Here is a 23,325-nt window from a genome sequence, read left to right as displayed (position 1 = left end):
TAGGAGTGACAACTATGAGTAACTTAGTATTTGATGAATCTGTCATTCTACTAGATGTAGAAGCAGACACTAAGGAAGCAGTTTTAGAAACAGTAGCACAAAATCTAGTGGATAAGGGTCTGGTAAAGGAAAGTTTTGTTCCAGCAATCTTAAAACGTGAAAGCGAGTTTGCAACTGGCCTACCAACTGCTGGTGTTTCTGTAGCAATTCCGCATACAGATGTGGAGCATGTTAACCAAAAAACAATTAGTGTTGCTGTATTAAAGAACCCTGTTGATTTTGTCATCATGGGTGATGATAGTGAAACAACACCAGTTCAAATCATCTTTATGTTAGCGATGGATGAAGCTCATTCACAGTTAACACTGTTACAAAAGCTTATGCAAGTATTCCAAGATGAAACAACATTAACTACACTAGCAAATGCAACAGATCAAACAAGCATTAAAACACTTTTGGAAGAAAAGCTAGACTTAATGGCATTTGAAGGAGGTGAAAGATAATGGCGAAAAAGAACGTTTTAGTTGCATGTGGAGCAGGTATTGCTACTTCTACTGTTGTAAATAGTGCTATTGAAGAAATGGCAAAGGAACACAACATTCCTGTAAATTTAATTCAAATTAAAATTGCAGAAGTAGGTAGCTATGTGGACACAGCAGACTTACTAGTAACAACTGCGATGACAAAAACTGAATACCCATTCCCGGTTATTAATGCACGTAATTTCTTAACTGGTATTGGTATTGAAGATACAAAGAAACAGATTTTAGAAGAGCTTAAAAAATAACAAAGGGTTTAGTTCTCCAATCGAGGGCAGTATTCATCATGAAGCTACCCTCGCTTGGACAACCTTATAAATCTCTCTTCACTTAGGAGGAAACAAGAATGCAATCATTTGTTGATTTTATACAAGGATTTTTAGGATTAGGGGCAACTGTAATCCTACCTGTTGCGATATTTTTACTAGGTTTGTTCTTTGGACAAAAACCAGGTAAAGCATTCCGTTCAGGTTTAACAATTGGGGTAGCCTTTGTAGGTATATTCTTAGTAATTGATTTGTTAACGCTTAACTTAGGACCTGCTGCACAAGGCATGGTTGACCGTTTAGGCGTAGAATTAAACGTTATTGACGTGGGTTGGCCTGCAACATCTTCTATTGCTTGGGCATCTGTTGTAGCGGCATTTATTATCCCATTAGGTTTAGTAGTAAACGTAGTAATGTTACTTACAAAAACAACAAAAGTAATGAACGTAGATATTTGGAACTACTGGCACTACACATTCATGGCTGCAGTAGTATATGCGATTTCTGGAAGCATCATTCAAGGTTTAATCGCGGCTGTTCTATTCCAAATCGTCTGTCTTAAAATCGCTGACTGGACTACACCAATGGTGCGTGACTTCTATGAAATGCCTGGTGTATCCGTAGCAACTGGTAGTACTGTATCATACGCACCTTTTATCTTCTTAGTAAAAGGTTTACAAAGAATTCCTGGAATCAATAAATTAAATGCAGACTCTGAGTCTATCCAAAAACGTTTTGGTGTATTCGGTGACTCAATGGTTATTGGTTTAGTTCTAGGTGCTGCAATTGGAGCACTTGCTGGTTATGACATTGGTGAAATCATCAATATCGGTATGTCTATGGCAGCTGTTATGATCTTAATGCCTCGTATGGTTAAGATTCTAATGGAAGGTTTAATGCCTGTATCTGAATCAGCTCGTAACTGGTTGAACAAGAAATTCGGTGATAGTGATATCACAATCGGTCTAGATGCTGCGGTTCTTTTAGGACACCCATCTGTAATCGCGACTGCGTTAATCTTAACACCAATTACAGTTCTTATCGCTGTTATCTTACCAGGTAACAATGTATTACCATTCGGTGACTTAGCAACTATTCCATTTGTTATCGCATTTATCGTTGGTGCGGCACGTGGTAATATCATTCACTCTGTTATTGTTGGTACGATTATGATTGCTTTATCACTATATATGGCAACAGACATCGCTCCAGTATTTACACAAATGGCAGTGGATGCAAATATTAACATGCCAGAAGGATCTGCTTCGGTTTCAAGTATTGACCAAGGTGGTAACTTAATTAACTGGGTTATCTGGAGAGTATTTGATTTATTTAACTAATTGTTAATTGACTTTAGCGGTGGGGACGTGTAGTCCCCGCTGTATACTATATTGCACCTGTTAGGACAAGGAGGAATCATCTATGAAATCACTAGTGAAGACGGAATTAGGATTTGGTAATTTAGAAGTTCAAGAGAAAGCCGTACCATCACCTGGTGCAGATCAAGTGAAAATTGAGGTTAAGTACGCAGGTATTTGTGGTTCTGATATTCATACTTACGAAGGCCATTATAAAGTTGCAGTTCCTGTAACATTAGGGCATGAGTTTTCTGGAGAAGTTGTTGAAGTTGGTGAAAATGTAACCGAGTTTAAAGTTGGGGACCGTGTCACTTCTGAAACAACTTTTTATATTTGTGGAGAATGTGAATACTGTCAGTCTGGTGACTACAATCTATGTAACCACCGTAAAGGACTTGGTTCACAACAAGATGGCGGTTTCGCCAAATATCTAATTGCACGTAAAGAAAGTGTTCATCATCTTCCTGAACATGTGGACTATCAATCTGCAGCAATGACAGAGCCTTTAGCATGTACGTATCATGCAGTAGCTAAAACGGAAATCAATGAAGGCGATGTAGTACTTGTTACAGGTCCTGGACCTATTGGATTACTTGCAGCTCAAGTTGCAAAAAGTCATGGTGCTACAGTTATTATTACGGGATTAACAAATGACAAAGTACGCTTAGATAAAGCAAAAGAAGTTGGTATTGACTATACCGTGAATACACAAGAAGATGATTTACAAGAAGTTGTGAATCAATTAACAAATGGCTACGGGGTAGACGTTGTTTTAGAATGTTCTGGTGCTGTTCCAGCTGCTAAGCAAGCACTAGGTTTATTACGTAAAAAAGGTCAATATGCACAAGTTGGTCTATTTGCGAATGCCGAAGTTCCATTTGATCTAGAAAAAATCATTCAAAAAGAAATTCGCGTGGTAGGAAGCAGAAGCCAAAAGCCTGCTGACTGGGAACCATCACTTGCATTAATGAATGAAGGAAAAGTAAATGCAAAAGCACTTGTTACGCATGTATATGACATTACACAGTGGGATGAAGCTTATAACGCTATTAAGAGCGGTGAAGCTATTAAAGTATTACTAACTCCAGCAGATTAATAGTTTGCTAGATTACTAGGAGGCTTTTAAATGGATAAACAACAATTGATCGATATCATTGACTACACATTATTAACACCAACAGCTACAAAAGAGGAAATTAAAGCATTCTGTGAAGAAACAATTGAATATGGTTTTAAAACAGTGTTCGTAAATCCTTATTATGTATCTTATGCACATAGTTTACTAGATCCACATGGAATTAAAGTTGGGGTTCCAATTGGATTTTCCCTTGGTGGGGCAACAACACATGTGAAAGTAGAAGAAACAAAAGAAGCGATTAAAAACGGTGCAACCGAAATTGATATGCTAGTTAACTTAGGTGCACTTAAATCTGGTGAATATGATGTAGTACGTGATGACATTGCTGCAGTTGTAAAAGCTGCTGGTGGATTAACAACAAAAGTAATCATCGAAACAGCATTATTAACAGATGAAGAAAAAGTAAAAGTTACTGAATTAATTATCGAAGCAGGCGCTGACTTTGTCAAAACTGCAACTGGATTTAATGGTGGTGGAGCAACAGTAGAAGATGTCAAACTTCTTAAATCTGTTGCAGGAGACAAAATCCAAGTAAAAGCAGCAGGCGGAGTAAAAACATATGAAGATGCAGTGAAAATTGTAGAAGCAGGCGCAACACGAATCGGCGCAAGCGGAGCAGTCGCTATTATTAGCGGCGGAGTATCAACCGCATCTTATTAGGTGCTGAGGTTGGGTTTTGGGGTGCCTGTCACTTCCCGAATTTTGTCGATTATTTTGAGGTAACAGGTGCCCAGACATTGTGTCAGTTCATTCTGGGACTCGGATAAAAATTTTAATGGAATGGGGTAATTTTATGGTAAATTCACTTTTAGATTTTATGTTAGGACCATTTCGTGCCATTAGTCAGTTTTATTTTGAGCACCAAATGATTCTGAATACAATTGTCATTGGTTTTGCGGTGTATAAAATCTATACCAGAAGCAGAAAAACCGAAAGTAAGTCAGCTAGTTAATACAACAGGGAAGGGTGTTAGATTTGAAAGCATTGAATTTATATGGAGTAGAAGACCTCCGTTTTGAAGAGAACACTCCGAAACCAGTCATTGAAGATACAAATGAAGTAATTATCAAGGTGAAATCTGTAGGTATCTGTGGTTCGGATACTTCACGATACCGTAAACTTGGGCCATATGTTGAAGGGATGACATTTGGACATGAGTTTGCAGGTGAAGTAGTAGAAGTTGGTAAAGGTGTAACGAATGTGAAGATTGGTGACCGTGTTGCAGGATGCCCGGCATTTGTTTGTGGTGAATGTGAATATTGTCAGAAGGGTGAACCAGCACGTTGTGAAAAGCTATCTGTGATTGGTGCATATCGCCCTGGTGCCTATGCAGAGTACACGAAACTACCAGATACACATGTGATCCCATTACCGGATAATGTGGACTTTGATACAGCTGCAATGGTTGAACCATCTGCAGTAGTTGCACATGGTTTCTATCGTACAAAAATCCAACCAGGTGCTGAAGTAGCCGTTATGGGTGTTGGTAGTATCGGATTACTTGCAGTACAATGGGCTAAAATCTTTGGTGCGAAAAAAGTATATGCCATTGATATAGATGATAAAAAGTTAGCAATCGCAAAAGAATTAGGCGCTGACGTTACGATTAATTCATTAGAAAAAGCCCCACATGAGCAAATTCTAGAACATACAAATGGACGTGGTGTTGATTTAGCTGTGGAATCAGCTGGCTCACCTATTACTTCTGCACAAGTATTTGCACTACCACGTAAAGGTGGAGAAGTAGTATTTATGGGGATTCCTTATGCAGACATTAATATCGAACGCTTCTTCTTTGAGAAAATTGTTCGTAACGAACTAACTGTTTATGGTTCATGGAATGCTATTTCTGCTCCGTTCCCAGGTAAAGAGTGGAGCTCAACTGTTCATTATATGAGCACTGGCCAAATCAAATCAGAACCAATGATTTCGCATCGCCTGCCATTGGAGGAAGGTCCTGAGGCTTTCCGTAAAATGACGAATCGTGAGATGGATGCGGTTAAGGTTATTTTTAATCCATAAGTAAATAAATAGAGAGATTCGTATCAAGAGTAAATCCAAGAGGATTTACTCTTTTTGTTGCTATAGCCATATTTTTTATTTTATAGTGATAATACTATGTAGAAAAAAGGGGAGAACAATATGGTCGATTGGGAAGAAAGAAGGCAGCTAGTTAAAATAGCTAATCTGTATTACGGGGAAAACTGGACACAGGAACAAATTGCAAAGAAATTTTCTGTTTCAAGACCTATTATTTCAAAATCACTTCAAAAGGCGAGAGATATAGGAATTGTCGAAGTTTATATTAATGATCAAACCATACATACAGTCAGTCTAGAGCAAGATCTTGAAAAGGAATTTAATTTAATCGATGCAAAAGTCGTACCTTCCAGTTCCAAATCAGATATTACCTTACATGCAGTAGGACGAGCTGCAGCAAATTACCTATCTAAAAATTTAAAGGATGTAAAGAGTATTGGGATCTCTTGGGGAGAGACATTAACAACATTCGTTAATGAATACCCATTTCAGTTAAACGAGGATATCAAAATAGTACCACTTGAAGGTGGTATGGGTAGAAAAAAAGTAGAGATCCACGCTAACCAGCTAGCATATGAACTAGGTAAGAAGATGGGTGCGGAGTGTTCATTCTTATATGCGCCAGCAATTGTTGAATCAGAAGAATTGTTAAATCGCTTATTAAGCATGGATGATATTAATGCGGTCATTGAAGAAGGAAAAAATGTGGATATCGGTCTTATCAGTTTGGGAAATCCATTTGAAAACTCAACCCTAGAAAGCCTTGGTTACTTAGATGAAGGAGACTTAAGTAAGTTAAAAGAGTTAGGTGTAGTCGGGGATATAGGATTTCGCTTTTTTAATGAAATGGGTAACAAAGTAGACAACCCGTTCAGTAAAAAAATGGTCGGTCTATCATTAGAGGATTTAAAAAACATAAAGAAAGTCATTGCAGTTGTTTCTGGAGTTTATAAGGCAGATGCTTTATTAGCTATGTTAAGAGGTGGATATATAGATATTCTGGTTACAGATGAAGCTACTGCGAATGCGGTTTTGAAGTAAATAAATGACCACTATCCTGCAGTAGGTAAAATGTGGGAAAATATAAATTTTAAAATATATTGACAATACTAAAATTTGAAGGTATTATTTTTACAAAGGTAACACACTGTAACATTTGTAAAAGTAATACCTTTATTTGTAAGGGTTTACAAAAGAGGGGGGTCAAAGTTTGGAATTAAAGAACGTTATTTCAGAGAAGTTAGTATTTTTTCTAGATGTCCGAGATACAGATGAACTCTTTGAAACAATGGCAACGAGTTTACAGGAAAAAGGACTTGTCAAAAGTAGTTATCTTCAAGCTATAAAGCAGCGGGAAAAAGAATTTCCTACTGGACTAGCTACAGAGCAATTTGGTGTAGCATTACCACATACTGATGCTGAACATGTTAATGAAGAAGCAATTAGTATTGGGATACTTAGACAACCAGTTACGTTCCAGCACATGGGAATGGGAGTTCAAGATGTAGAAGTTAAATTAGTGTTCATGTTAGCTCTTCAAAAACCTGAGAATCAATTGGAAGTGCTACAAACAGTGATGAGTCTGATTCAAAATAAAGCATTTATGGAAGCGGTAACAAAATGTACTTCTGAAAAAGAGGTAATCGATACCGTTCTAAATTTTACTGAGGTATCTGTAAGTAATAATAAATAATAAATAATAGTTCCTAAATGGAGAGGGAGGAAAAAAGATGCAGTATTTACAATGGTTTGTAGATCTTGGAGCGAGTGTTATGCTCCCAATTATTATCTTTGTGTTTGCTCTAGTTTTAGGCTCTAAGCCAGCTAAAGCATTCCGATCTGGTTTGACAGTAGGGATTGGATTTATTGGATTAAATTTAGTAATTGGATTATTAACTGATAGTTTAGGACCTGCAGCACAAGCAATGGTTGAAAACTTTGGGTTTCAATTAAATACCATTGATGTTGGTTGGCCAGCAGCAGCAGCAATCTCTTATGGAACTGCATTAGGAAGTTTGGCTATTCCACTTGGTATCGCTGCTAACGTTATACTTCTTGGTATTGGATTAACTAGAACATTAAATGTGGATGTATGGGATTATTGGCATTGTGCATTTACAGGGTCATTAGTGTACGCATTAACTGGTAATTTCGGATTAGCAATTTTTACTATTATTGTTCATATTCTACTAATCTTCTTTTTGGGAGATGTTCTTGCAAAATATATTGAAAAGTTCTATGGCTTTAAAAACATTACATTCCCACACGGGGCATCTGCACCATCATTCTTAGTTGCTTTACCGTTTAACTGGTTGTTTGATAGAATCCCAGGTTTTAATAAACTTGAAGCAAATCCAGAAACAATCCAAAAGCGTATGGGGATCTTTGGGGATTCAACTGTAATGGGTGTTATGATTGGTATCGTTATCGGTTTCTTAGCTGGTTATAATGTCTCAGAGACTTTACAACTTTCTGTTCAAACCGGTGCTGTTATGATGCTAATGCCTAGAATGGTTGCATTATTAATGGAAGGTCTATCTCCTGTGTCTGAAGCAGCAGGAAACTTCGTTAAGAAACGCTTCCCAGGAAGAGACCTATACATTGGTATGGATAGTGCGTTATCTGTAGGACATCCTGCAGTACTATCAGCATCATTGATCATTGTTCCAGTTACTTTATTCTTAGCTGTAATCCTACCAGGAAATACAGTGCTACCATTTGGTGACTTGGCAACCATTCCATTCTTAATTTGTTTAATGGTTCCAGTATTCAGAGGGAACATCATTCGAACAGTAATCGCAGGTTCTGTTTATATAGCGGTTGGACTTTACATTGCAACATGGGTAGCACCTTTATTCACAGATTCTGCTATCGCAGCGAACTTCGATATGGGATCTAATGCAAGTATTTCTTCACTAGTTGACGGTGCAGTTTGGACAACATTTGTATTTGTATGGTTACCAAAAGTATTTAGCTGGTGGGGTATTGGATTATTAGGTCTAATCATTCTAGCTGGAATGGTTTATGTAAATAAGATTAAACCAAAGAAAGAACTTAGTGCTGATCAAGGAGTGGCATAAAAATGTACTTCGAGTTAAGAAGTGAGGTATGTCAAGCTAATAAAAAACTAAAAGAGAATAATCTAGTTCGTTGGACAAGTGGGAATGTTAGTTATCGCATTCCCGATACAGAACTTGTAATCATTAAACCTAGTGGAGTTGACTTTGATGATCTAACACCTGAGAATATGGTCATCGTTAACCTTGATGGGGATGTGGTGGAAGGTGACTTGAAGCCATCAGTTGATACAGAAAGTCATCTATACGTTTATAAACATAGGAAGAATATAAACAGTGTGATTCATACCCACTCACCTTTTGCTACAAGTTTTGCTATACAGGGAAAGAGCTTGCCAAGTTATACGACTACAGCTGCGAATGTATTTAGACATGGTGTTCCTTGTTCCGGATTTGCTTCGATTGGAAGTGAAGAAATCGGAAAGGAAATAGTTAAATATGTAGATGATTGTCCAGCAATCCTACTAAAGAATCATGGGGTATTCACAGTTGGAGATAGCATTAATAAAGCATTGAAAGCGGCAGTAATATTGGAAGAGACTGCTGAATATGCGCATTATGCTTTACTTCACAATCCAAACATTGAACCTCTTCCTAGTGAAGTAGTAGATATGTGTAATAATTTCTACGCAACATCTTATGGACAAAAATAACATTATCTGGGGGAATTAAACATGAAAAAATTATTAATTATGTGTGGTACTGGAATTGCTACATCTACAGTAGTAACGGGAAAAGTAAGAGATTGGTTAAAAGACAATAATCTAGAAGATAAAGTGCAATTATTCCAATCTAAAATCACAGATGAGTTAAATAGACTAGATGATTATGATATTGTTGTTTCAACAACTTTGGTTCCTGATAATGTAAGAGACAAAGTAATTGATGGTGTACCTTTATTAACAGGATTTGGAACGGAAGAAATGTATGGGAAAATTTTAGAATTGATAAATAGCTAGTGATTAAAGGAGGCTGTCTCAGGGATAAGGATCTATTATCTAAGAGGCAGCTTTTTATTTTCAAATATTACTAAGTTGGAAGGGCAAGTTGTAGCAAAGCTATTTAATTATCAATCTATAAAAATGCTGAAAGAAAACGCTTTATCTCTTGACGAAATAAGAAAATGAGTTTATGATAGTTACAAATGTAACACCAATGAACAAATGTAAAAAAACAATATAGGGGTGAGCATTAAATGCAATTAACAAAAGAAAAATTACTAATTCCAGATTTAAGTAATGACAAATTAATAGACCTATACAAACAAATGTGGCAAATTCGTCTATTTGATGAAAAAGTAGATGAGTTTTTCGCAAAAGGAATGATTCACGGTACCACTCACTTAGCGGTTGGTCAGGAAGCAAGTGCTGCTGGGGTATGTGCTCTACTTACAGTAGAAGATAAGATCACTAGTACACACCGTGGTCATGGACACTGTATTGCTAAAGGTGCAACTGCAGATAAAATGATGGCTGAGTTATTTGGTAGAACAACTGGTTATTGTAAAGGAAAAGGCGGCTCCATGCATATTGCAGATGTTGAAATGGGTAATCTTGGGGCGAATGGAATTGTTGCAGGAGGAATCCCGTTAGCTGTAGGTTCAGCACTTACTGCTAAGATGAAGAAACTGGATTATGTAACCGTTTGCTTCTTCGGAGATGGTGCAACGAATGAAGGAAGTTTCCATGAAGCGGTAAACCTTGCAGCTATTTGGGACCTACCAGTTATCTTTGTTTGTGAAAATAACCAATATGGTATGTCCGGACCAATTAAAGAAATGGCTAAAGTGGAGCATATTGCAGATCGTGCAGGAGCATATGGTATTCCTGGAGTTGTTGCGGATGGAAATGACATTATCGAAATGATTAATGTGACGGATGAAGCAATTAATCGTGCACGTAGTGGGAAAGGTCCTACACTAATTGAAGCAAAAACATATCGCTGGAAAGGTCATTCTAAGAGTGATGCGAAGAAATATCGTACACGTGAAGAGGAGCAAGAATGGCGTAAGAAAGATCCTATCAAACGTTATAAAGAAGTATTGATTGAAGCAGGACTATTGACTGAAGAAAAGGCGGAAGAAATTCGCTTAGCTGTAAAACAAGAAATTGAAGATGCTGTTAAGTTCGCAGAAGAAAGTCCAGCACCAACATTAGATGACTTACTAACAGATGTTTATGCGTAGGAGGGGTTAAAGATGAGAGAGATTACTTACTTAGAAGCAGTACGAGAAGCAATGAGTCAAGAAATGCGAAAAAATGACGATGTCTATATTTTAGGTGAAGATATCGGTGTATATGGTGGAGCTTTTGGTGTAACGCGTGGCATGATTGAGGAATTTGGTCCGGAACGTGTTCGTAATACACCTATTAGTGAAGCAGGTATTGCTGGAGCAGCGGTCGGTTCTGCACTAACTGGGATGAGACCAATACTAGAATTACAGTTTTCCGATTTTATTACGATAGCGCTAGATCAAATGGTTAACCAAGCAGCTAAAATCCGCTATATGTACGGTGGAAAAGGAAAAGTCCCAATGGTCTTAAGAACGCCAAGTGGTTCTGGAACAGGTGCTGCTGCACAACATTCCCAAAGCTTAGAGGCATGGGTTGCTCATATTCCAGGATTAAAAGTAGTTCAACCTTCTACAGCATATGATGCAAAAGGTCTCTTAAAGGCTGCGATGGATGATGATAACCCAGTAATATTTTATGAACATAAATTACTATACAAAACATCATCAGACGTACCGGAAGAAGAGTACAGTATACCGTTAGGGAAAGCAGATATTAAACGTGAAGGTACGGATGTAACCATTGTTGCAACTGCTATTATGGTTCATAAGTCATTAGAAGCGGCGAAAGAACTAGAAAAAGAAGGAATTAGTGTGGAAGTAGTTGATCCACGTACTATTGTCCCACTTGATGAGGAAACGATTGTAAATTCTGTGAAGAAAACAGGTAAGGTTATCGTTGTCCATGAAGCGGTTAAGCGAGGCGGAATTGGTGGAGAAATTGCTAGTATGATAGCAGAAAGTGAAGCGTTCGATTATCTTGATGCACCTATTAAACGTCTTGGTGGAGCGAATTCGCCAATTCCATACAATCCTGAACTGGAAAAGGCACATGTACCTCAAGTGCCAGACATTATTAAAGCTGTAAAAGAAACATTAAACCGAGCGTAAGGAGGGATCATCATGGCTAAAGAGGTTTTCATGCCTAAACTAAGTAGTACGATGGCAGTCGGCACGTTACTTCAATGGTTTAAAGAAGAAGGTGATCCCGTTGAAGTCGGGGAGCCAATATTTGAAATCATGACAGATAAAATAAACATCGAAGTAGAGGCATATGAAGAAGGAATTTTACTCAAGAAGTATTTCCAAGAGGATGATGAAATTCCGGTTAATACAATCATCGCCTATATTGGTAATGAAGGTGAAGAAGTTCCTTTAGAATCTCCTGGAATAAGTGGAGAGGATACGGATGATACAACTGCTGAGACAGAATCAGAGTCTAGTAAAGGTATAGAAGTAGCAGCAACAGAAGCGGTTGAATCTAGTAGCAAGACCGTTCCAGTTGATGGAAAAGTTCGTGCTACACCAGCTGCAAGAAGAGTCGCTCGTGAGAATGATTTTTCATTAAATACGGTTCCTGGCTCTGGACCTAAGGGACGTATTCACGAACAGGATGTTATTCAGGCTATTGCAGATAATACTGTATTAGTAACACCTTTAGCAGAGAAAATTGCAAAAGAAAATGGTGTTGATTTAACTCTTGTTACTGGCACTGGTGTACGAGGAAAAATTGAAAAAGCTGATGTACTTGCATATATAGAAGCACAAAAGGCACCAGTTAAAGAAACTGTGACAGGTGAGCGTGTGAAATTGAAGGGACTCAGAAAGGCTATCGCAGACAAGATGCTCGAAAGCGTTCGCTCGATTCCACATGTTACACTCACAAGTGATGTTGATATGACGAAAGCTATAGAGCTTCGTAAGGCTTTACTTCCTGTTGTGGAAAGTCAAACCGGATACCGGTTATCTTATACAGAAATCATTATGAAAACAGTTGCCCATGTACTTGGTAACCATCCAAAAGTGAATGCAGCTTTAATCGATAATGAGATTGTTTATAATAACGATGTAAATATTGGATTAGCTGTTGCAGTAGAAAATGGCTTAATTGTACCGTCTGTGAAACAGGCAAATAAAAAAGGCCTTGCTGAACTGACAGAAGCAAGTAAGACATTAGGTAAGAAAGCACGAGATAATAAGCTAACTCCAGATGAGATGCAAGGTAGTACATTTACTATTAGTAACCTAGGTATGTATGCTATTGATGGGTTTACACCGATTATCAATCCTCCTGAAACAGCAATTCTAGGTATAGGTCGAATTGTTGAAAAGCCAGTAGTGGTGAATGGTCAGATTGAAGTGCGTCCGATGATGGTATTAAGTTTATCATTTGATCACAGAGTAATTGACGGAGCACCAGCTGCTGAATTCTTAACGGAGCTAAAGGAAAGCCTAGAAGATCCATATAGCTTGTTGGTGTAGGGGGTATTGATGATGAAAAATTTTGATGTTGCCATTATTGGTGGAGGTCCTGGTGGTTATGTTGCCGCAATTCGCGCAGCAAAATCCGGCCTGTCCGTTGCTCTTGTTGAGGGACGGGACCTTGGTGGAACCTGTTTGAACAGAGGGTGTATACCTTCAAAAACCTTATTGAAACATGCTGAAGTGATTAATCAAATAAAAGAAGCGAAAACGTATGGTATTACCATAAATGATTTCTCTTTCTCTATCGAAGAGATGGTAAACCGAAAAAATCAGGATATTAAGCAGTTGCGAAATGGTATCAAAGGGTTACTAAGGCAAAATAAAATTACTCATTTTAATGGCTTTGGAACGGTTTTTTCTAATAAGAAGGTCGTCATTGAATCTGAAGACAGTAAAGAAGAGATTCAAGCGAAGAATATTATTCTAGCAAATGGTTCTAAACCGTTTGTCCCTGGTATACCGGGTCTTGAACATATTGAGTATCATACAAGTGATACTATCTTTGATATTACTGAAGTGCCAGAACGTCTTGTCATTATGGGAGGCGGAGTAATAGGACTGGAGATTGCTTGTGTGTTTAATAGTTTAGGAACTTCTGTTGAGATTGTCGAGATGGCAGATCGAGTCATTCCTTCAGAAGATCCGGATGCATCTGCATTTTTAACGAAGCAACTAGTGGCGAAGGGGATTTCTATTTATACAGGTGCGAAGGTTACAGGCTTTAAGAAGGATTCCCGGACTATTGTTGAATTGGAAAAACAAGGTGAAAAAGTATTATTAGAAACAGATAGTGTCCTAATATCTGTCGGACGTGAGCCTAATTTAAAGGGATTTAATGAACTAGGTGTAGCATTTGATGGAAGATTTGTAAAAGTGGATCAAAATATGCGTACTTCGCTTGATGGTATCTATGCGATTGGTGATTTAATTGGTGGTTTCCAATTAGCACATGCTGCAAGTGAAGAAGGGATTCATGCAGTAAACCATATACTAGGAAAGCCGAATAAGAAAGATCTCTCAATGCCACGTTGTGTGTATACATTCCCAGAGATAGCTAGTGTTGGATTAACAGAGGAACAAGCACGAGCAAAAGGGTATTCTGTTCGTACGAAAAAAGTAGACCTTGCAGGTAATGGAAAGGCAATTGCTGCAGGCGAGAATAGTGGATTTATGAAGATTATCGCGGATGAGAAATTTGGGGAGATTCTTGGAGTAATCATGGTTGGTGCACATGTGACCGAAATGATTAGCCAAGCAACTTCGTTTATCCATTTAGAAGGAACAGTAGAAGAAATAGAATCGATGATTTTCCCGCATCCAACCGTATCAGAAGCATTATTTGAAAGTGCTGCAGCTTGGATGGGGAAAGGGATTCATTATAGCTAGGACAGAGGGAATACCTTGTAAGATTCCAAATGTTCTAGCTGGCGTTGGTCCATTTGGGCTGACGCTTTTTACATTTTTATTGGTCGATTTCTACTACTAGTTCTTGTATGATTTAGTTAGGCTAATTTTAGAAGGTAAGCTAATGTTGGGAGGAATCAATATGATTACAAGTCTAAATGATAAGATCACCTTAAACAATGGTGTCAAAATGCCTGGGTTTGGCCTAGGTGTTTATAAAGTCGAAGATGGAGACACTGCAGTCCATGCTGTTCGTACTGCGATAGATGTAGGATATAGAAGTATTGATACAGCTTCTTTTTATGATAATGAACGTAGTGTGGGTTTAGCTGTACGAGAATCTGGTGTTCCACGGGAAGAATTATTTATTACTTCCAAGGTATGGAATGACCAGCAAGGATATGAATCAACTTTAAAGGCATTTGATGAAAGTTTAGAGAAGCTAGGAACGGCTTATTTAGATTTATATTTGATTCATTGGCCAGTTACAGGGAAGTATAAGGAAACATATCGTGCTTTAGAGACTCTGTATCAAGAAGGACGTGTCCGTGCAATTGGTGTAAGTAATTTTCATGTCCATCATTTAGAGAATCTACTAGCCGATTGCAAGGTGAAACCCGCAGTGAATCAGGTGGAGTATCATCCACATCTTTCACAAGTGGAGTTGAAAGCTTTTTGTGAAAAGGAGAATATTCAACTCGAAGCATGGTCCCCACTAAAACGTGGGCGCTTATTAGATGAACCTACTTTAGTTGAAATAGGAAATAAATACGGTAAATCTGCTGCCCAAGTAATTCTACGTTGGGATATCCAACATCACGTTATTACCATTCCAAAATCCATTACAGCAGAAAGAATCCAAGAAAACGCCAATATCTTTGATTTCACCCTAACCCAACAAGAAATGAACCAAATAGACAACCTAAACAAAAACGAAAGAGCAGGATCCAACCCAGACGATTTTTAGGGTACCCGTCTTTTAAGGTGCCTGTCACTTCCCGAAAATGCTCGAATCGTGTCGAATGAATTATTAGCTATACGTTTTAACCCTATTGGGCTAAAATGTATAGCTTATTTTATGTGCTAAAAATTTCTTTAAAACACTATAATAATTTCTTTTTTTCGCAAATTGTAGGGCTAATATTTATAAAACCCATCTAGCAAAATAGTAATTTTAAATGAAGTCACGTCTAAGTTTGCAATTTTACACTTTTGACTTTGAATGTTGGATACTTTATTTTTTATATGTAATTGTCCAATGAAAAAGAAAGGAGCTTGAAATAGACGTTAGATTTAAAACCCTCTTTCGAAATACCTCAAACCACCAGTGGTTAGTGCCATTTCACATAAGCGTATCTACTATTAATAGAATCATATTTTCAAACTAATATTAAAGGAGGCAACATTATGGGCCATGATATTTACGGATTTAATAAGGGAGGAGAAGAAATAGCGTATGCAAGATTCAGTATGGCAAATCCAAATGCACTAATTCTATACAACACCTTAGATGCAATTAAATATTACGCTGGGGTTAGTGGAACAGGAGAGGAGGAAACATTTTCCCTGCAACAAATTGAGAAAAGTTGGAAAGGAATTAAAGCCATCATGAATAATCACTCTGACAAGCCTGATGAAAAATCGATGCATTGGGACGAGAAACAAATCTATTCTTTTATCCAAAATTGTTTATTATCCGCCCGAAAAGAAGGAAGTATTAGAATATACTTCGGCTGATGTGAAGTTTATCAATAATATTTGGAAAGGGATAGATAATCTACCACCTTGAACTTCTTCTCTTAACTCAACGTTTTTACCTGAAAATAATCCAACATGTTATTCACTTCAAATCGATCATAAATCTCTTTTTCCAGACAAAATTGAATAATAAGGTCAAATGTATCACTATCTGATAATGAAAAACCTGCAGCTTGCAAGAGTTTATCGGTATCCTGCTTGGAAAGTTCTAAGGCTAATGCCAAAGAAAGAACAGTAGGTTTACTGGGATGATAATTAGTGTTGGAGCGTATCTTGGAAAAATGTTTTCTATCGATTTCAGCCTTTTTATAGACCTCTGAATCAGTAGCACCTGAACGATCAATAAACTTTAGTAGCAACTCTTGGAAAGTTGGTTGTCTTCTTTCACCAATAAATGCTTCTAAATCTACCTGACTTTCTAGGATATCCATTTCCTTGTAAACTTTTAGACTTTCTGAGAGTTTACTAGTATTTAAATGTCGCTCAATATAAATTTCCAATTCTAGTAATAGATGTTGATCAAGCAAGCCGTATCCCTCCAATGTCGCTTCACAGGCGACCATTTTATCCGTGAAATTAATTAATATTATAGCATGGTTAATTAAATTGGAGGGTGATAAGAATGAAAACTGAAATTATCTTTTTGCTAGACCGAAGCGGCTCGATGAGTGGACTGGAAGGAGATACGATTGGTGGATTCAATGCATTGGTTAATAAACAATGCAGGTTAAGAGGGGAAACCACGTTAACCACTGTATTGTTTGACCATCAGTATGAATTACTGTGGAATGGGATTGATGCTAGGGAAGTGAGATTGACGGAAAAAGACTATTTTGTTAGAGGATCCACTGCGCTTTTGGATGCGATTGGAAAGACAATAATGGATGTCAGTTACCGTTTATCAAACACCAAACCAGAGGACAGGGCAGATAATGTATTGTTTGTGATTACGACAGATGGATTTGAAAATGCCAGTCGGCAGTATAATTATAGGCAAGTGAAGAAGATGATTGTCGATCAACAGAAAAATCATGGTTGGGAATTTATTTTCCTCGGAGCTAATATTGATGCTGCAAGAGAGGCTGGAAGTTTAGGTATCCAAGTGGAGAACTCTTTTACATTTGAAGCAACAGATAGCGGTGTAGAAGCCATGTATGATGTTATTCATGAAGAACTATCAATGCGAAGAGTGGAGGAGTAAGGAAAGGAATAATGAAATAGCTGGTGTCGAAAAACACCCCTGTATCACGTAAAAGTGGTATGGGGGTGTTGTAGTTAGAACGTTATCAAGCCTATTGGTTCGACAATTTATGACAAAAGTCGGGAAGTGACAGGCACCTAAAACTCGGGCAGGCACCCAAAACACACGAACCTAATTACAAGGAGCATCAAAACTATTCATATTTTAAATATTTTATGATTATAAATAGACAAGGGGTTTTTATTATATTATGTAATCGTTTTCCTATTACTATTTTGGGGAGTGGTTGGTTTGAGGAAGTCTTTAGTGAAAAAGGGCAAGTTGTTTTTAGTACTAATGGTTGGGTTTTGTATCATGCTTCTTTTAGCGGCATGTGGTGGTGGGGATGATGCTGCTAGTTCGGATGAAAAAGTGCATGAACTGGATTTCTCACACTTTTTCCCTCCAACCCACTTTATGGAAGAAGAAGTAAAAGCATTTGCTGCTGACTTGGAAGAAAAGACAGATGGAAGAATCAAAATAACTTCATATCCTGGGGCGGCACTTGCAGCACCTAATGAGCATTTTGATGCGGCTGCAACAGGCTCTGTTGATTTTGCTTTAAGTGTTCATGGGTATACACCTGGTGAGTTTCCGTTGACATCTGTTATGGAGCTACCATTTATGGCGAAAACGGCTGTTTCCGGGTCTGAAAATCTGTGGAAATTGCTAAATGAGTTTGATGAGTTTGATGCGGAATATGAGGGGACTGTCCCGTTATGGCTATATACGACAGACCCAGGGCAACTTTTCACCGTGGATAAACCCGTTAAGAGTATTGAAGATTTAAAGGGTCTGAAAATCCGTTCACCATCTCCGGAAACAAGTGAATGGTTAGAGGCACTTGGTGCTACGCCTGTTTCTATGCCAATGAACGAAAACTTCGAGGCACTGGAGCGTGGCGTTGTGGATGGGACCATTGCTCCTTGGGAAGCGGTGAAGACTTGGGGGTTAGACGAGGTAATAAATTATGCTACAGTCGGAAACTTTTATTCTACTACGATGTTTGTTGTAATGAACGAAGATGCATTTAATAGTTTAAGTGAGGAAGATCAAACAACTATTATGGAGTTAGCAGGGGAGAACATGGCAAAGAAAACAGGTGAAGCATTTGATAAAGTTGGGGCTGAAGCGATAGAACAGGCGAAAGAAAAAGGTGTAGAAATCTATGAGTTGTCTGCTTCTGAATTAGCAGAGTGGAGTGAATTCATTAATCCAACGGTAGAAAACTGGATTAATAATGTAGAAGGGAAAGGTTTGCCAGGGCAAGATGTCTATGACCGTGCTGTTGAATTAAGTGGCAATTAATTAGGGGTGGAAAAGCGATGCCGAATCTTTTAGCAAAGCCGGAAAAAATACTTGCAAAACTAGTGGATATTCAACAGATGGTAGCAAATGCTATTCTGATCTTTATGATGGCTATCATTACCTTTGATGTGATTGGTCGGAATTTATTTAATAGTCCTTTGAAAGGAACCTATGAACTGACAGAGCTTAGCTCGGCACTACTTGTGTTTTTTGCCTTAGCTATTACACATCGAGTAGGTGATCACATCACAGTTGATTTTCTAACCGATCGATTCACGGAAAGGAATCGAAATCGTATTTTCGGTGTCATTGAGATTATGATTGCGGTTGTGTTGTTTTCGATGGCAAAACATATTTTGGATAATGGGATTCGAATGATGGAAAGGAATGCTACTACGACTGACTTAGCACTTCCAGTTCACCCGTTTATATTTATTATTGCTTTTACAATTCTAGTGTTCATGCTCACAGCCATCTTCAAAGCAATTGCTTATTTTAGATTGGCGGTGAATAACGAATGAGCCCCGAAATAATTGGTATAGTAGGGATTATCGCTTTGCTTGTATTATTTATGCTTCGAGTCCCAGTTGCATTCTCTCTAATTCTGGTCGGAGTTTTAGGACTTGCCTTGATCCGTGGGTGGGATTCCGCACTCGTTCAATTAGGGACGACACCATTTTCAACAGCAAGTTCATATTCGTTAAGCGTTATTCCGATGTTCATTTTAATGGGAATGTTTCTTTCTTATAGCGGATTTGGTAGAGATTTGTATACGGCAGTGGATGCTTGGATTGGCCACATAAAAGGTGGACTCGCCATGACAACGATAGGAACGAGTGCATTATTCTCTGCCATTTCAGGTTCCGTGAATGCCACGACCGCAACAATGGCAAGGATCTCACTACCAGAAATGAAAAAGTACCGTTATGATGATGCCCTTTCCACTTCTTGTGTAGCTGCAGGAGGAACACTTGGAATATTAATTCCACCAAGTGTCATCCTCGTGCTATATGGTATCTTGACGATGGAGCCTATAGGTAAATTGTTAATCGCTGGATTGGTACCAGGTATACTGCAGATGACATTGTTTATGCTCATGATTTATGTTCTAGTATGGAGAAAACCAGGAATTGCACCCGTTACAGAGAAGAAGTCGTTTACAGTTAAGATACGCACCTTAGCATATATTTGGCCCTTTGTTCTTTTATTCGCACTTAGTATTGGCGGAATATACTTCGGATATTTTACCCCAACTGAGGCAGGGGGAGTAGGGGCGTTTGGTGCTTTTCTATTAACCGTGATTACAAGAAGATTAAGCTTTGAGGATTTTAAAAAGTCATTAAGTGAGACAACACGTCTTACAGCAGCCATTTTCTTCATTATTATTGGAGCGGATATATTTAGTAAGTTTCTAGCATTAAGTACAATTCCGGTGAAAATTACACAGTTTGTATCTGGATTAGCGTTACCAGCAATGGCTATTCTAGCATTAATTTTGGTTGTATACGTCATCCTAGGACTATTCTTAGAAGGTATTGCTATTTTTGTACTTACATTACCTGTTGTATATCCTCTGATTACTATGCTCGGATTTGATGGGGTATGGTTCGGGGTTGTAATGATCTTAGTCATGAATATTGGCTTGCTTACCCCACCAATGGGGCTTAGTATCTATATCATTAGTGGTGTTGCGAAAGATATTCCAGCTCAGCGAATATTTAAAGGCGTCATTCCGATGTTATTCATGATGATTCTGTGTTTGGTGTTAATTGTCGTGTTTCCTAGTATCGTGACATTTCTGCCAGATTTAATGAGATAATCTAGTAATCTAAATCGATTTAAGCTGTGGTTCTAGTAACCACAGCTTTTTCTAGTTAGAAAGTCCTCTCATTAAGTTATTAAAGTTTCAGAAAAATGATACTATTACCCCATTTAACCTCATTGATAGGAATGCTAATATGTTCTGTAATACTTCGGGTAGTGGTCCATTCGGGCAGAAATTATTGTTCTGGAGGTGAAACTTAATAGATTTGTTTAATTACTATCATTTGAGGGGGAAATTGTGATGAAGAAGCATGTATTGGCCTTAGGTACAAGTATGTTAGCATTAAGTTTATTAGTAACACCGGTTACTGCAAATGAGTTAGAAACTCCAAACAATCCATCTGTACAAGCTTTTGATAACAAAATTGTTAAACGAATTGATGTTTCGAAAATCTATGATCATATTTCTCATTTAGCAGAAGATATTGGTCCACGTGTAGCTGGAACAGAAGGTGAATGGGCAGCTGTTCAATATATCGCTGACCAATACCGACAGCTTGGATTAGAAGTAGAAATACAGGAATTTCAATTTCAACGAGGGTCTTCTATGATAACATCTCATAACGTTATTGCCACTAAAAAGGCACATAAGAAACACGATACAGGTCAAATTATCTATGTTGGTTCTCACCATGATTCTGTTCCTGGTTCACCTGGAGCAAGTGATAATGCATCAGGAGTTGGGGTTAATTTAGAATTAGCTCGTGTCTTAAGTAATATGCAGACGGACACCGAAATTCGTTTTCTGACATTTGGAGGAGAAGAATTTGGGTTAAGAGGTTCGAGACACTATGTATCTACCTTATCAGAAGAAGAATTAAATAGTTCTGTTGGTATGTTCAATTTTGATATGGTTGGAAGTGCCAATGCTGGTGATATGATTATGTTCACTGTTGACGGAGAACGAAATACAATTACGAACCTTGCAGCATCTTCTAGCTTACGAGTTTTTGAGCCGCTGACATATGGTCGTGTTGGACGAAGTGATCACCAACCATTCCACGATGCTGGAATTGCATCAGCAGCCTTTAGTTACGCTCCTTTAGAACCTGAGTATCATCAACCAACTGATACCATTGAGAAATTAAGCGTGGAGAAATTGGAGAACATGGCTAATGTGGTAGGTTCAGCAGTATATCAGATTGCTAGAAAAGATACACCGGCACTAGAGAATGCTAGAGTTGCTCCACAACCTGTGGAACCTCCGTTTGAAAATAGACCGTTATAATTTAGGGTAGGAAATGTTCATATAAAATGTAAAAGGCAGTCTATCTGAATGACAACAGATAGACTGCCCTTTTTTAAGCGTTAGATCGTTTATTTTGCCATAAAGTAAAAATAATAGAAAGTATAGCCAATACTAAAAATGTAACGGAAATAGGACGAGTAAAGAATAATGTCCAATCTGGATCTGTCATCACTGCTCTTCGTAAGTTTACTTCTGCAATAGGGCCAAGTATTACTCCAATAATGATAGGCGCTAAAGCAAATTTATACTTCGTGAAAAAGTATCCGATAATTCCAATGATAAATAATAAATATAAATCTGAAAGACGATTGTTTAAGACAAATGCTCCCACAACACATAACACAAGAATAACAGGTACTAATATTCGATTTGGAACATCCGTTACCTTAACAAAGAAGCGCATGCCTAGAAACTGAGCAAATAACATGAAAAATGATGCGATTAAGAATGCAACGAAAATCCCACCGACAATGTTTGGCTCGTTCGTAATAAGTAATGGTCCTGGATTAATACCGTGAACCATTAGGGCTGATAATAGAACTGCTGTTACGGCGGATCCAGGAATACCTAGGGCGATTGTTGGGATTAAGTCACCACCAACAGTTGAGTTGTTTCCAGATTCTGAAGCAACAACTCCTTCATCATGACCAGTCCCAAATTTATCCTTATCCTTTGACCACTTTTTCGCTTGATCGTAAGCAATAATATTGGCAATACTACCACCTGCACCAGGAATAGCTCCAATTATGGATCCTATGAAGGAAGAGCGAATTAGGTTAACCGGTTTTTTTATGACGGTCTTAAAAGTTTCTATTGGATGCAATGCAAATTTTAACCCTTTAATTTTTTCCTCTTGTTTTTCAGATAAGTCTTTTTCTAATTCAGATTTTTCAACAGCATTAAACAATCGAGAAATCGCAAACATTCCAATTAAAACGACTAAGAATGGAATACCGGCTCTTAAGGTTTGAATATCAAACGAGAAACGGGAAATCCCTACAATGGGATCTGCTCCAACCGTTGCGATTAGAAGTCCAAATAATCCAGCAATCAATCCTTTCAAAAGGGATTCACCGGTAACACTTACGATAATGGTCAATGCTGCAACTATTAGAGAGAACATTTCCCAAGGACCAAATTCAAGTGCTAAACCCGCTATTTGTGGAGCAATCGAAATAAGTAAGAAGAAGCTAATGATCGAACCCAGAAATGAGGCCCATATCCCAAGTGACAATGCTTTACCAGGTTGTCCTTTTTTCGCCATAGGATAGGCATCAAAAGTCGTTGCTACTGCAGAGGGTGTTCCAGGAATTCCGAGTAATGCTGCCGTGATAAGTCCCCCAGACATACCACCTACAAGTACACCAATCATCGCTGCAATTCCCATCACTGGTTCCATTCCGAAAGTTAGGGGTAGTGTTAGCACGATGGCCATGGTCACGGTAAATCCAGGAATGAGCCCAGCTATGATTCCGACAACCACTCCTATTAAGATGACAATAAGAATATTGATTTGAAAAATCTCAGTAAAACCTAGCATTAATAGGTCCAACATGGTTTTATTCCTCC

General features: G+C 38.1%; 25 protein-coding genes. 23 read left to right on the top strand and 2 right to left on the bottom strand.

The annotated features are described in order from the left end of the window. Positions 1–14: 14 nt before the first annotated feature. From BN999_RS19325 to BN999_RS19245, 18 genes are all read left to right on the top strand, one after another. Positions 15–503 (top strand): PTS sugar transporter subunit IIA, encoded by a 489-nt coding sequence (locus BN999_RS19325; RefSeq protein WP_096274241.1) that lies wholly within the window; start codon positions 15–17, stop codon positions 501–503. Beyond that, entirely contained in the window at positions 503–787 is a 285-nt protein-coding gene (locus BN999_RS19320) for a PTS sugar transporter subunit IIB (protein ID WP_096274239.1), read from the top strand. Before BN999_RS19325 ends, BN999_RS19320 begins: the two co-directional genes overlap by 1 nt. A 98-nt stretch (positions 788–885) precedes the next feature. Further along, complete coding sequence (locus BN999_RS19315) at positions 886–2,145, top strand: galactitol-specific PTS transporter subunit IIC (RefSeq protein ID WP_096274237.1); 1,260 nt, start codon at positions 886–888, stop codon at positions 2,143–2,145. Positions 2,146–2,227: 82 nt separating this feature from the next. Then, on the top strand, positions 2,228–3,259 hold the full coding sequence (locus BN999_RS19310) for a zinc-binding dehydrogenase (protein WP_096274235.1): 1,032 nt from the start codon (positions 2,228–2,230) through the stop codon (positions 3,257–3,259). 30 nt (positions 3,260–3,289) lie between these two features. Further along, a complete protein-coding gene (gene deoC / locus BN999_RS19305; protein WP_096274233.1) occupies positions 3,290–3,961 on the top strand; it encodes a deoxyribose-phosphate aldolase in 672 nt (223 codons plus the stop codon). Between the two features lie 133 nt (positions 3,962–4,094). Beyond that, complete coding sequence (locus tag BN999_RS20820) at positions 4,095–4,253, top strand: hypothetical protein (protein WP_176482045.1); 159 nt, start codon at positions 4,095–4,097, stop codon at positions 4,251–4,253. A 23-nt stretch (positions 4,254–4,276) separates the two neighbouring features. Then, on the top strand, positions 4,277–5,323 hold the full coding sequence (locus tag BN999_RS19300; RefSeq protein ID WP_096274231.1) for a galactitol-1-phosphate 5-dehydrogenase: 1,047 nt from the start codon (positions 4,277–4,279) through the stop codon (positions 5,321–5,323). 120 nt (positions 5,324–5,443) lie between these two features. After that, positions 5,444–6,382, top strand: a complete 939-nt coding sequence (locus BN999_RS19295) for a sugar-binding transcriptional regulator (RefSeq protein WP_096274230.1) — start codon at positions 5,444–5,446, stop codon at positions 6,380–6,382. Positions 6,383–6,551: 169 nt separating this feature from the next. After that, positions 6,552–7,034: a PTS sugar transporter subunit IIA gene (locus BN999_RS19290; RefSeq protein ID WP_096274228.1), complete on the top strand. Its 483-nt coding sequence runs from the start codon at positions 6,552–6,554 to the stop codon at positions 7,032–7,034. 37 nt (positions 7,035–7,071) lie between these two features. Further along, positions 7,072–8,421 (top strand): PTS galactitol transporter subunit IIC, encoded by a 1,350-nt coding sequence (locus BN999_RS19285; RefSeq protein ID WP_096274226.1) that lies wholly within the window; start codon positions 7,072–7,074, stop codon positions 8,419–8,421. Positions 8,422–8,423: 2 nt separating this feature from the next. Continuing rightward, a complete protein-coding gene (locus BN999_RS19280; RefSeq protein WP_096274224.1) occupies positions 8,424–9,071 on the top strand; it encodes an L-ribulose-5-phosphate 4-epimerase in 648 nt (215 codons plus the stop codon). A 21-nt stretch (positions 9,072–9,092) separates the two neighbouring features. Beyond that, on the top strand, positions 9,093–9,377 hold the full coding sequence (locus BN999_RS19275) for a PTS sugar transporter subunit IIB (RefSeq protein WP_096274222.1): 285 nt from the start codon (positions 9,093–9,095) through the stop codon (positions 9,375–9,377). Between the two features lie 236 nt (positions 9,378–9,613). Then, positions 9,614–10,603 carry a thiamine pyrophosphate-dependent dehydrogenase E1 component subunit alpha gene (locus BN999_RS19270; RefSeq protein ID WP_096274220.1) on the top strand — a complete coding sequence of 330 codons (990 nt, stop codon included), beginning with the start codon at positions 9,614–9,616 and terminating at the stop codon, positions 10,601–10,603. A gap of 12 nt (positions 10,604–10,615) precedes the next feature. Further along, on the top strand, positions 10,616–11,599 hold the full coding sequence (locus BN999_RS19265) for an alpha-ketoacid dehydrogenase subunit beta (RefSeq protein ID WP_096274218.1): 984 nt from the start codon (positions 10,616–10,618) through the stop codon (positions 11,597–11,599). 12 nt (positions 11,600–11,611) lie between these two features. After that, positions 11,612–12,970 (top strand): dihydrolipoamide acetyltransferase family protein, encoded by a 1,359-nt coding sequence (locus BN999_RS19260; protein WP_096274216.1) that lies wholly within the window; start codon positions 11,612–11,614, stop codon positions 12,968–12,970. A 12-nt stretch (positions 12,971–12,982) separates the two neighbouring features. After that, on the top strand, positions 12,983–14,359 hold the full coding sequence (gene lpdA, locus BN999_RS19255; protein ID WP_306419020.1) for a dihydrolipoyl dehydrogenase: 1,377 nt from the start codon (positions 12,983–12,985) through the stop codon (positions 14,357–14,359). 160 nt (positions 14,360–14,519) lie between these two features. Then, the gene (locus BN999_RS19250; protein ID WP_096274212.1) at positions 14,520–15,344 is read left to right on the top strand and encodes an aldo/keto reductase; all 825 of its coding nucleotides are present in this window, start codon (positions 14,520–14,522) and stop codon (positions 15,342–15,344) included. 440 nt (positions 15,345–15,784) lie between these two features. Further along, a complete protein-coding gene (locus BN999_RS19245; protein ID WP_096274210.1) occupies positions 15,785–16,114 on the top strand; it encodes a hypothetical protein in 330 nt (109 codons plus the stop codon). A gap of 62 nt (positions 16,115–16,176) precedes the next feature. Here BN999_RS19245 and BN999_RS19240 read toward each other — a convergent pair whose 3' ends face one another. After that, entirely contained in the window at positions 16,177–16,662 is a 486-nt protein-coding gene (locus tag BN999_RS19240; RefSeq protein ID WP_096274208.1) for a hypothetical protein, read from the bottom strand. A gap of 95 nt (positions 16,663–16,757) precedes the next feature. Between BN999_RS19240 and BN999_RS19235 the strand changes: the two genes are divergently transcribed. From BN999_RS19235 to BN999_RS19215, 5 genes are all read left to right on the top strand, one after another. Continuing rightward, the gene (locus tag BN999_RS19235; RefSeq protein ID WP_255247535.1) at positions 16,758–17,336 is read left to right on the top strand and encodes a vWA domain-containing protein; all 579 of its coding nucleotides are present in this window, start codon (positions 16,758–16,760) and stop codon (positions 17,334–17,336) included. Between the two features lie 306 nt (positions 17,337–17,642). Beyond that, positions 17,643–18,683 carry a TRAP transporter substrate-binding protein gene (locus BN999_RS19230; RefSeq protein ID WP_255247534.1) on the top strand — a complete coding sequence of 347 codons (1,041 nt, stop codon included), beginning with the start codon at positions 17,643–17,645 and terminating at the stop codon, positions 18,681–18,683. Positions 18,684–18,700: 17 nt separating this feature from the next. Next, positions 18,701–19,204 carry a TRAP transporter small permease gene (locus tag BN999_RS19225; RefSeq protein ID WP_096274202.1) on the top strand — a complete coding sequence of 168 codons (504 nt, stop codon included), beginning with the start codon at positions 18,701–18,703 and terminating at the stop codon, positions 19,202–19,204. Further along, entirely contained in the window at positions 19,201–20,502 is a 1,302-nt protein-coding gene (locus BN999_RS19220) for a TRAP transporter large permease (protein ID WP_096274200.1), read from the top strand. The genes BN999_RS19225 and BN999_RS19220 overlap by 4 nt, the downstream gene beginning before the upstream one ends. Before the next feature lie 246 nt (positions 20,503–20,748). Beyond that, positions 20,749–21,735, top strand: coding sequence for a M28 family peptidase (locus BN999_RS19215; protein WP_096274197.1), 987 nt, complete (start codon positions 20,749–20,751; stop codon positions 21,733–21,735). Between the two features lie 73 nt (positions 21,736–21,808). Here BN999_RS19215 and BN999_RS19210 read toward each other — a convergent pair whose 3' ends face one another. Continuing rightward, positions 21,809–23,311 (bottom strand): tripartite tricarboxylate transporter permease, encoded by a 1,503-nt coding sequence (locus BN999_RS19210; protein ID WP_217988505.1) that lies wholly within the window; start codon positions 23,309–23,311, stop codon positions 21,809–21,811. Positions 23,312–23,325 lie beyond the last annotated feature (14 nt).

The sequence above is a fragment of the Paucisalibacillus globulus genome, from assembly GCF_900184735.1.
Classification (GTDB): Bacteria; Bacillota; Bacilli; order Bacillales; family Amphibacillaceae; genus Ornithinibacillus; species Ornithinibacillus globulus_B.
This window is presented reverse-complemented; position numbering and strand designations above follow the sequence as displayed.

Coding starts and splice junctions, on each gene's coding strand:
- BN999_RS19280 (WP_096274224.1), top strand. CDS start 8,424: ATGTACTTCGAGTTAAGAAGTGAGGTATGTCAAGCTAATAAAAAACTA.
- deoC (WP_096274233.1), top strand. CDS start 3,290: ATGGATAAACAACAATTGATCGATATCATTGACTACACATTATTAACA.
- BN999_RS19235 (WP_255247535.1), top strand. CDS start 16,758: ATGAAAACTGAAATTATCTTTTTGCTAGACCGAAGCGGCTCGATGAGT.
- BN999_RS19215 (WP_096274197.1), top strand. CDS start 20,749: ATGAAGAAGCATGTATTGGCCTTAGGTACAAGTATGTTAGCATTAAGT.
- BN999_RS19220 (WP_096274200.1), top strand. CDS start 19,201: ATGAGCCCCGAAATAATTGGTATAGTAGGGATTATCGCTTTGCTTGTA.
- BN999_RS19210 (WP_217988505.1), bottom strand. CDS start 23,311: ATGTTGGACCTATTAATGCTAGGTTTTACTGAGATTTTTCAAATCAAT.
- BN999_RS19245 (WP_096274210.1), top strand. CDS start 15,785: ATGGGCCATGATATTTACGGATTTAATAAGGGAGGAGAAGAAATAGCG.
- BN999_RS19310 (WP_096274235.1), top strand. CDS start 2,228: ATGAAATCACTAGTGAAGACGGAATTAGGATTTGGTAATTTAGAAGTT.
- lpdA (WP_306419020.1), top strand. CDS start 12,983: ATGAAAAATTTTGATGTTGCCATTATTGGTGGAGGTCCTGGTGGTTAT.
- BN999_RS19225 (WP_096274202.1), top strand. CDS start 18,701: ATGCCGAATCTTTTAGCAAAGCCGGAAAAAATACTTGCAAAACTAGTG.
- BN999_RS20820 (WP_176482045.1), top strand. CDS start 4,095: ATGGTAAATTCACTTTTAGATTTTATGTTAGGACCATTTCGTGCCATT.
- BN999_RS19270 (WP_096274220.1), top strand. CDS start 9,614: ATGCAATTAACAAAAGAAAAATTACTAATTCCAGATTTAAGTAATGAC.
- BN999_RS19295 (WP_096274230.1), top strand. CDS start 5,444: ATGGTCGATTGGGAAGAAAGAAGGCAGCTAGTTAAAATAGCTAATCTG.
- BN999_RS19275 (WP_096274222.1), top strand. CDS start 9,093: ATGAAAAAATTATTAATTATGTGTGGTACTGGAATTGCTACATCTACA.
- BN999_RS19325 (WP_096274241.1), top strand. CDS start 15: ATGAGTAACTTAGTATTTGATGAATCTGTCATTCTACTAGATGTAGAA.
- BN999_RS19260 (WP_096274216.1), top strand. CDS start 11,612: ATGGCTAAAGAGGTTTTCATGCCTAAACTAAGTAGTACGATGGCAGTC.
- BN999_RS19320 (WP_096274239.1), top strand. CDS start 503: ATGGCGAAAAAGAACGTTTTAGTTGCATGTGGAGCAGGTATTGCTACT.
- BN999_RS19315 (WP_096274237.1), top strand. CDS start 886: ATGCAATCATTTGTTGATTTTATACAAGGATTTTTAGGATTAGGGGCA.
- BN999_RS19285 (WP_096274226.1), top strand. CDS start 7,072: ATGCAGTATTTACAATGGTTTGTAGATCTTGGAGCGAGTGTTATGCTC.
- BN999_RS19250 (WP_096274212.1), top strand. CDS start 14,520: ATGATTACAAGTCTAAATGATAAGATCACCTTAAACAATGGTGTCAAA.
- BN999_RS19265 (WP_096274218.1), top strand. CDS start 10,616: ATGAGAGAGATTACTTACTTAGAAGCAGTACGAGAAGCAATGAGTCAA.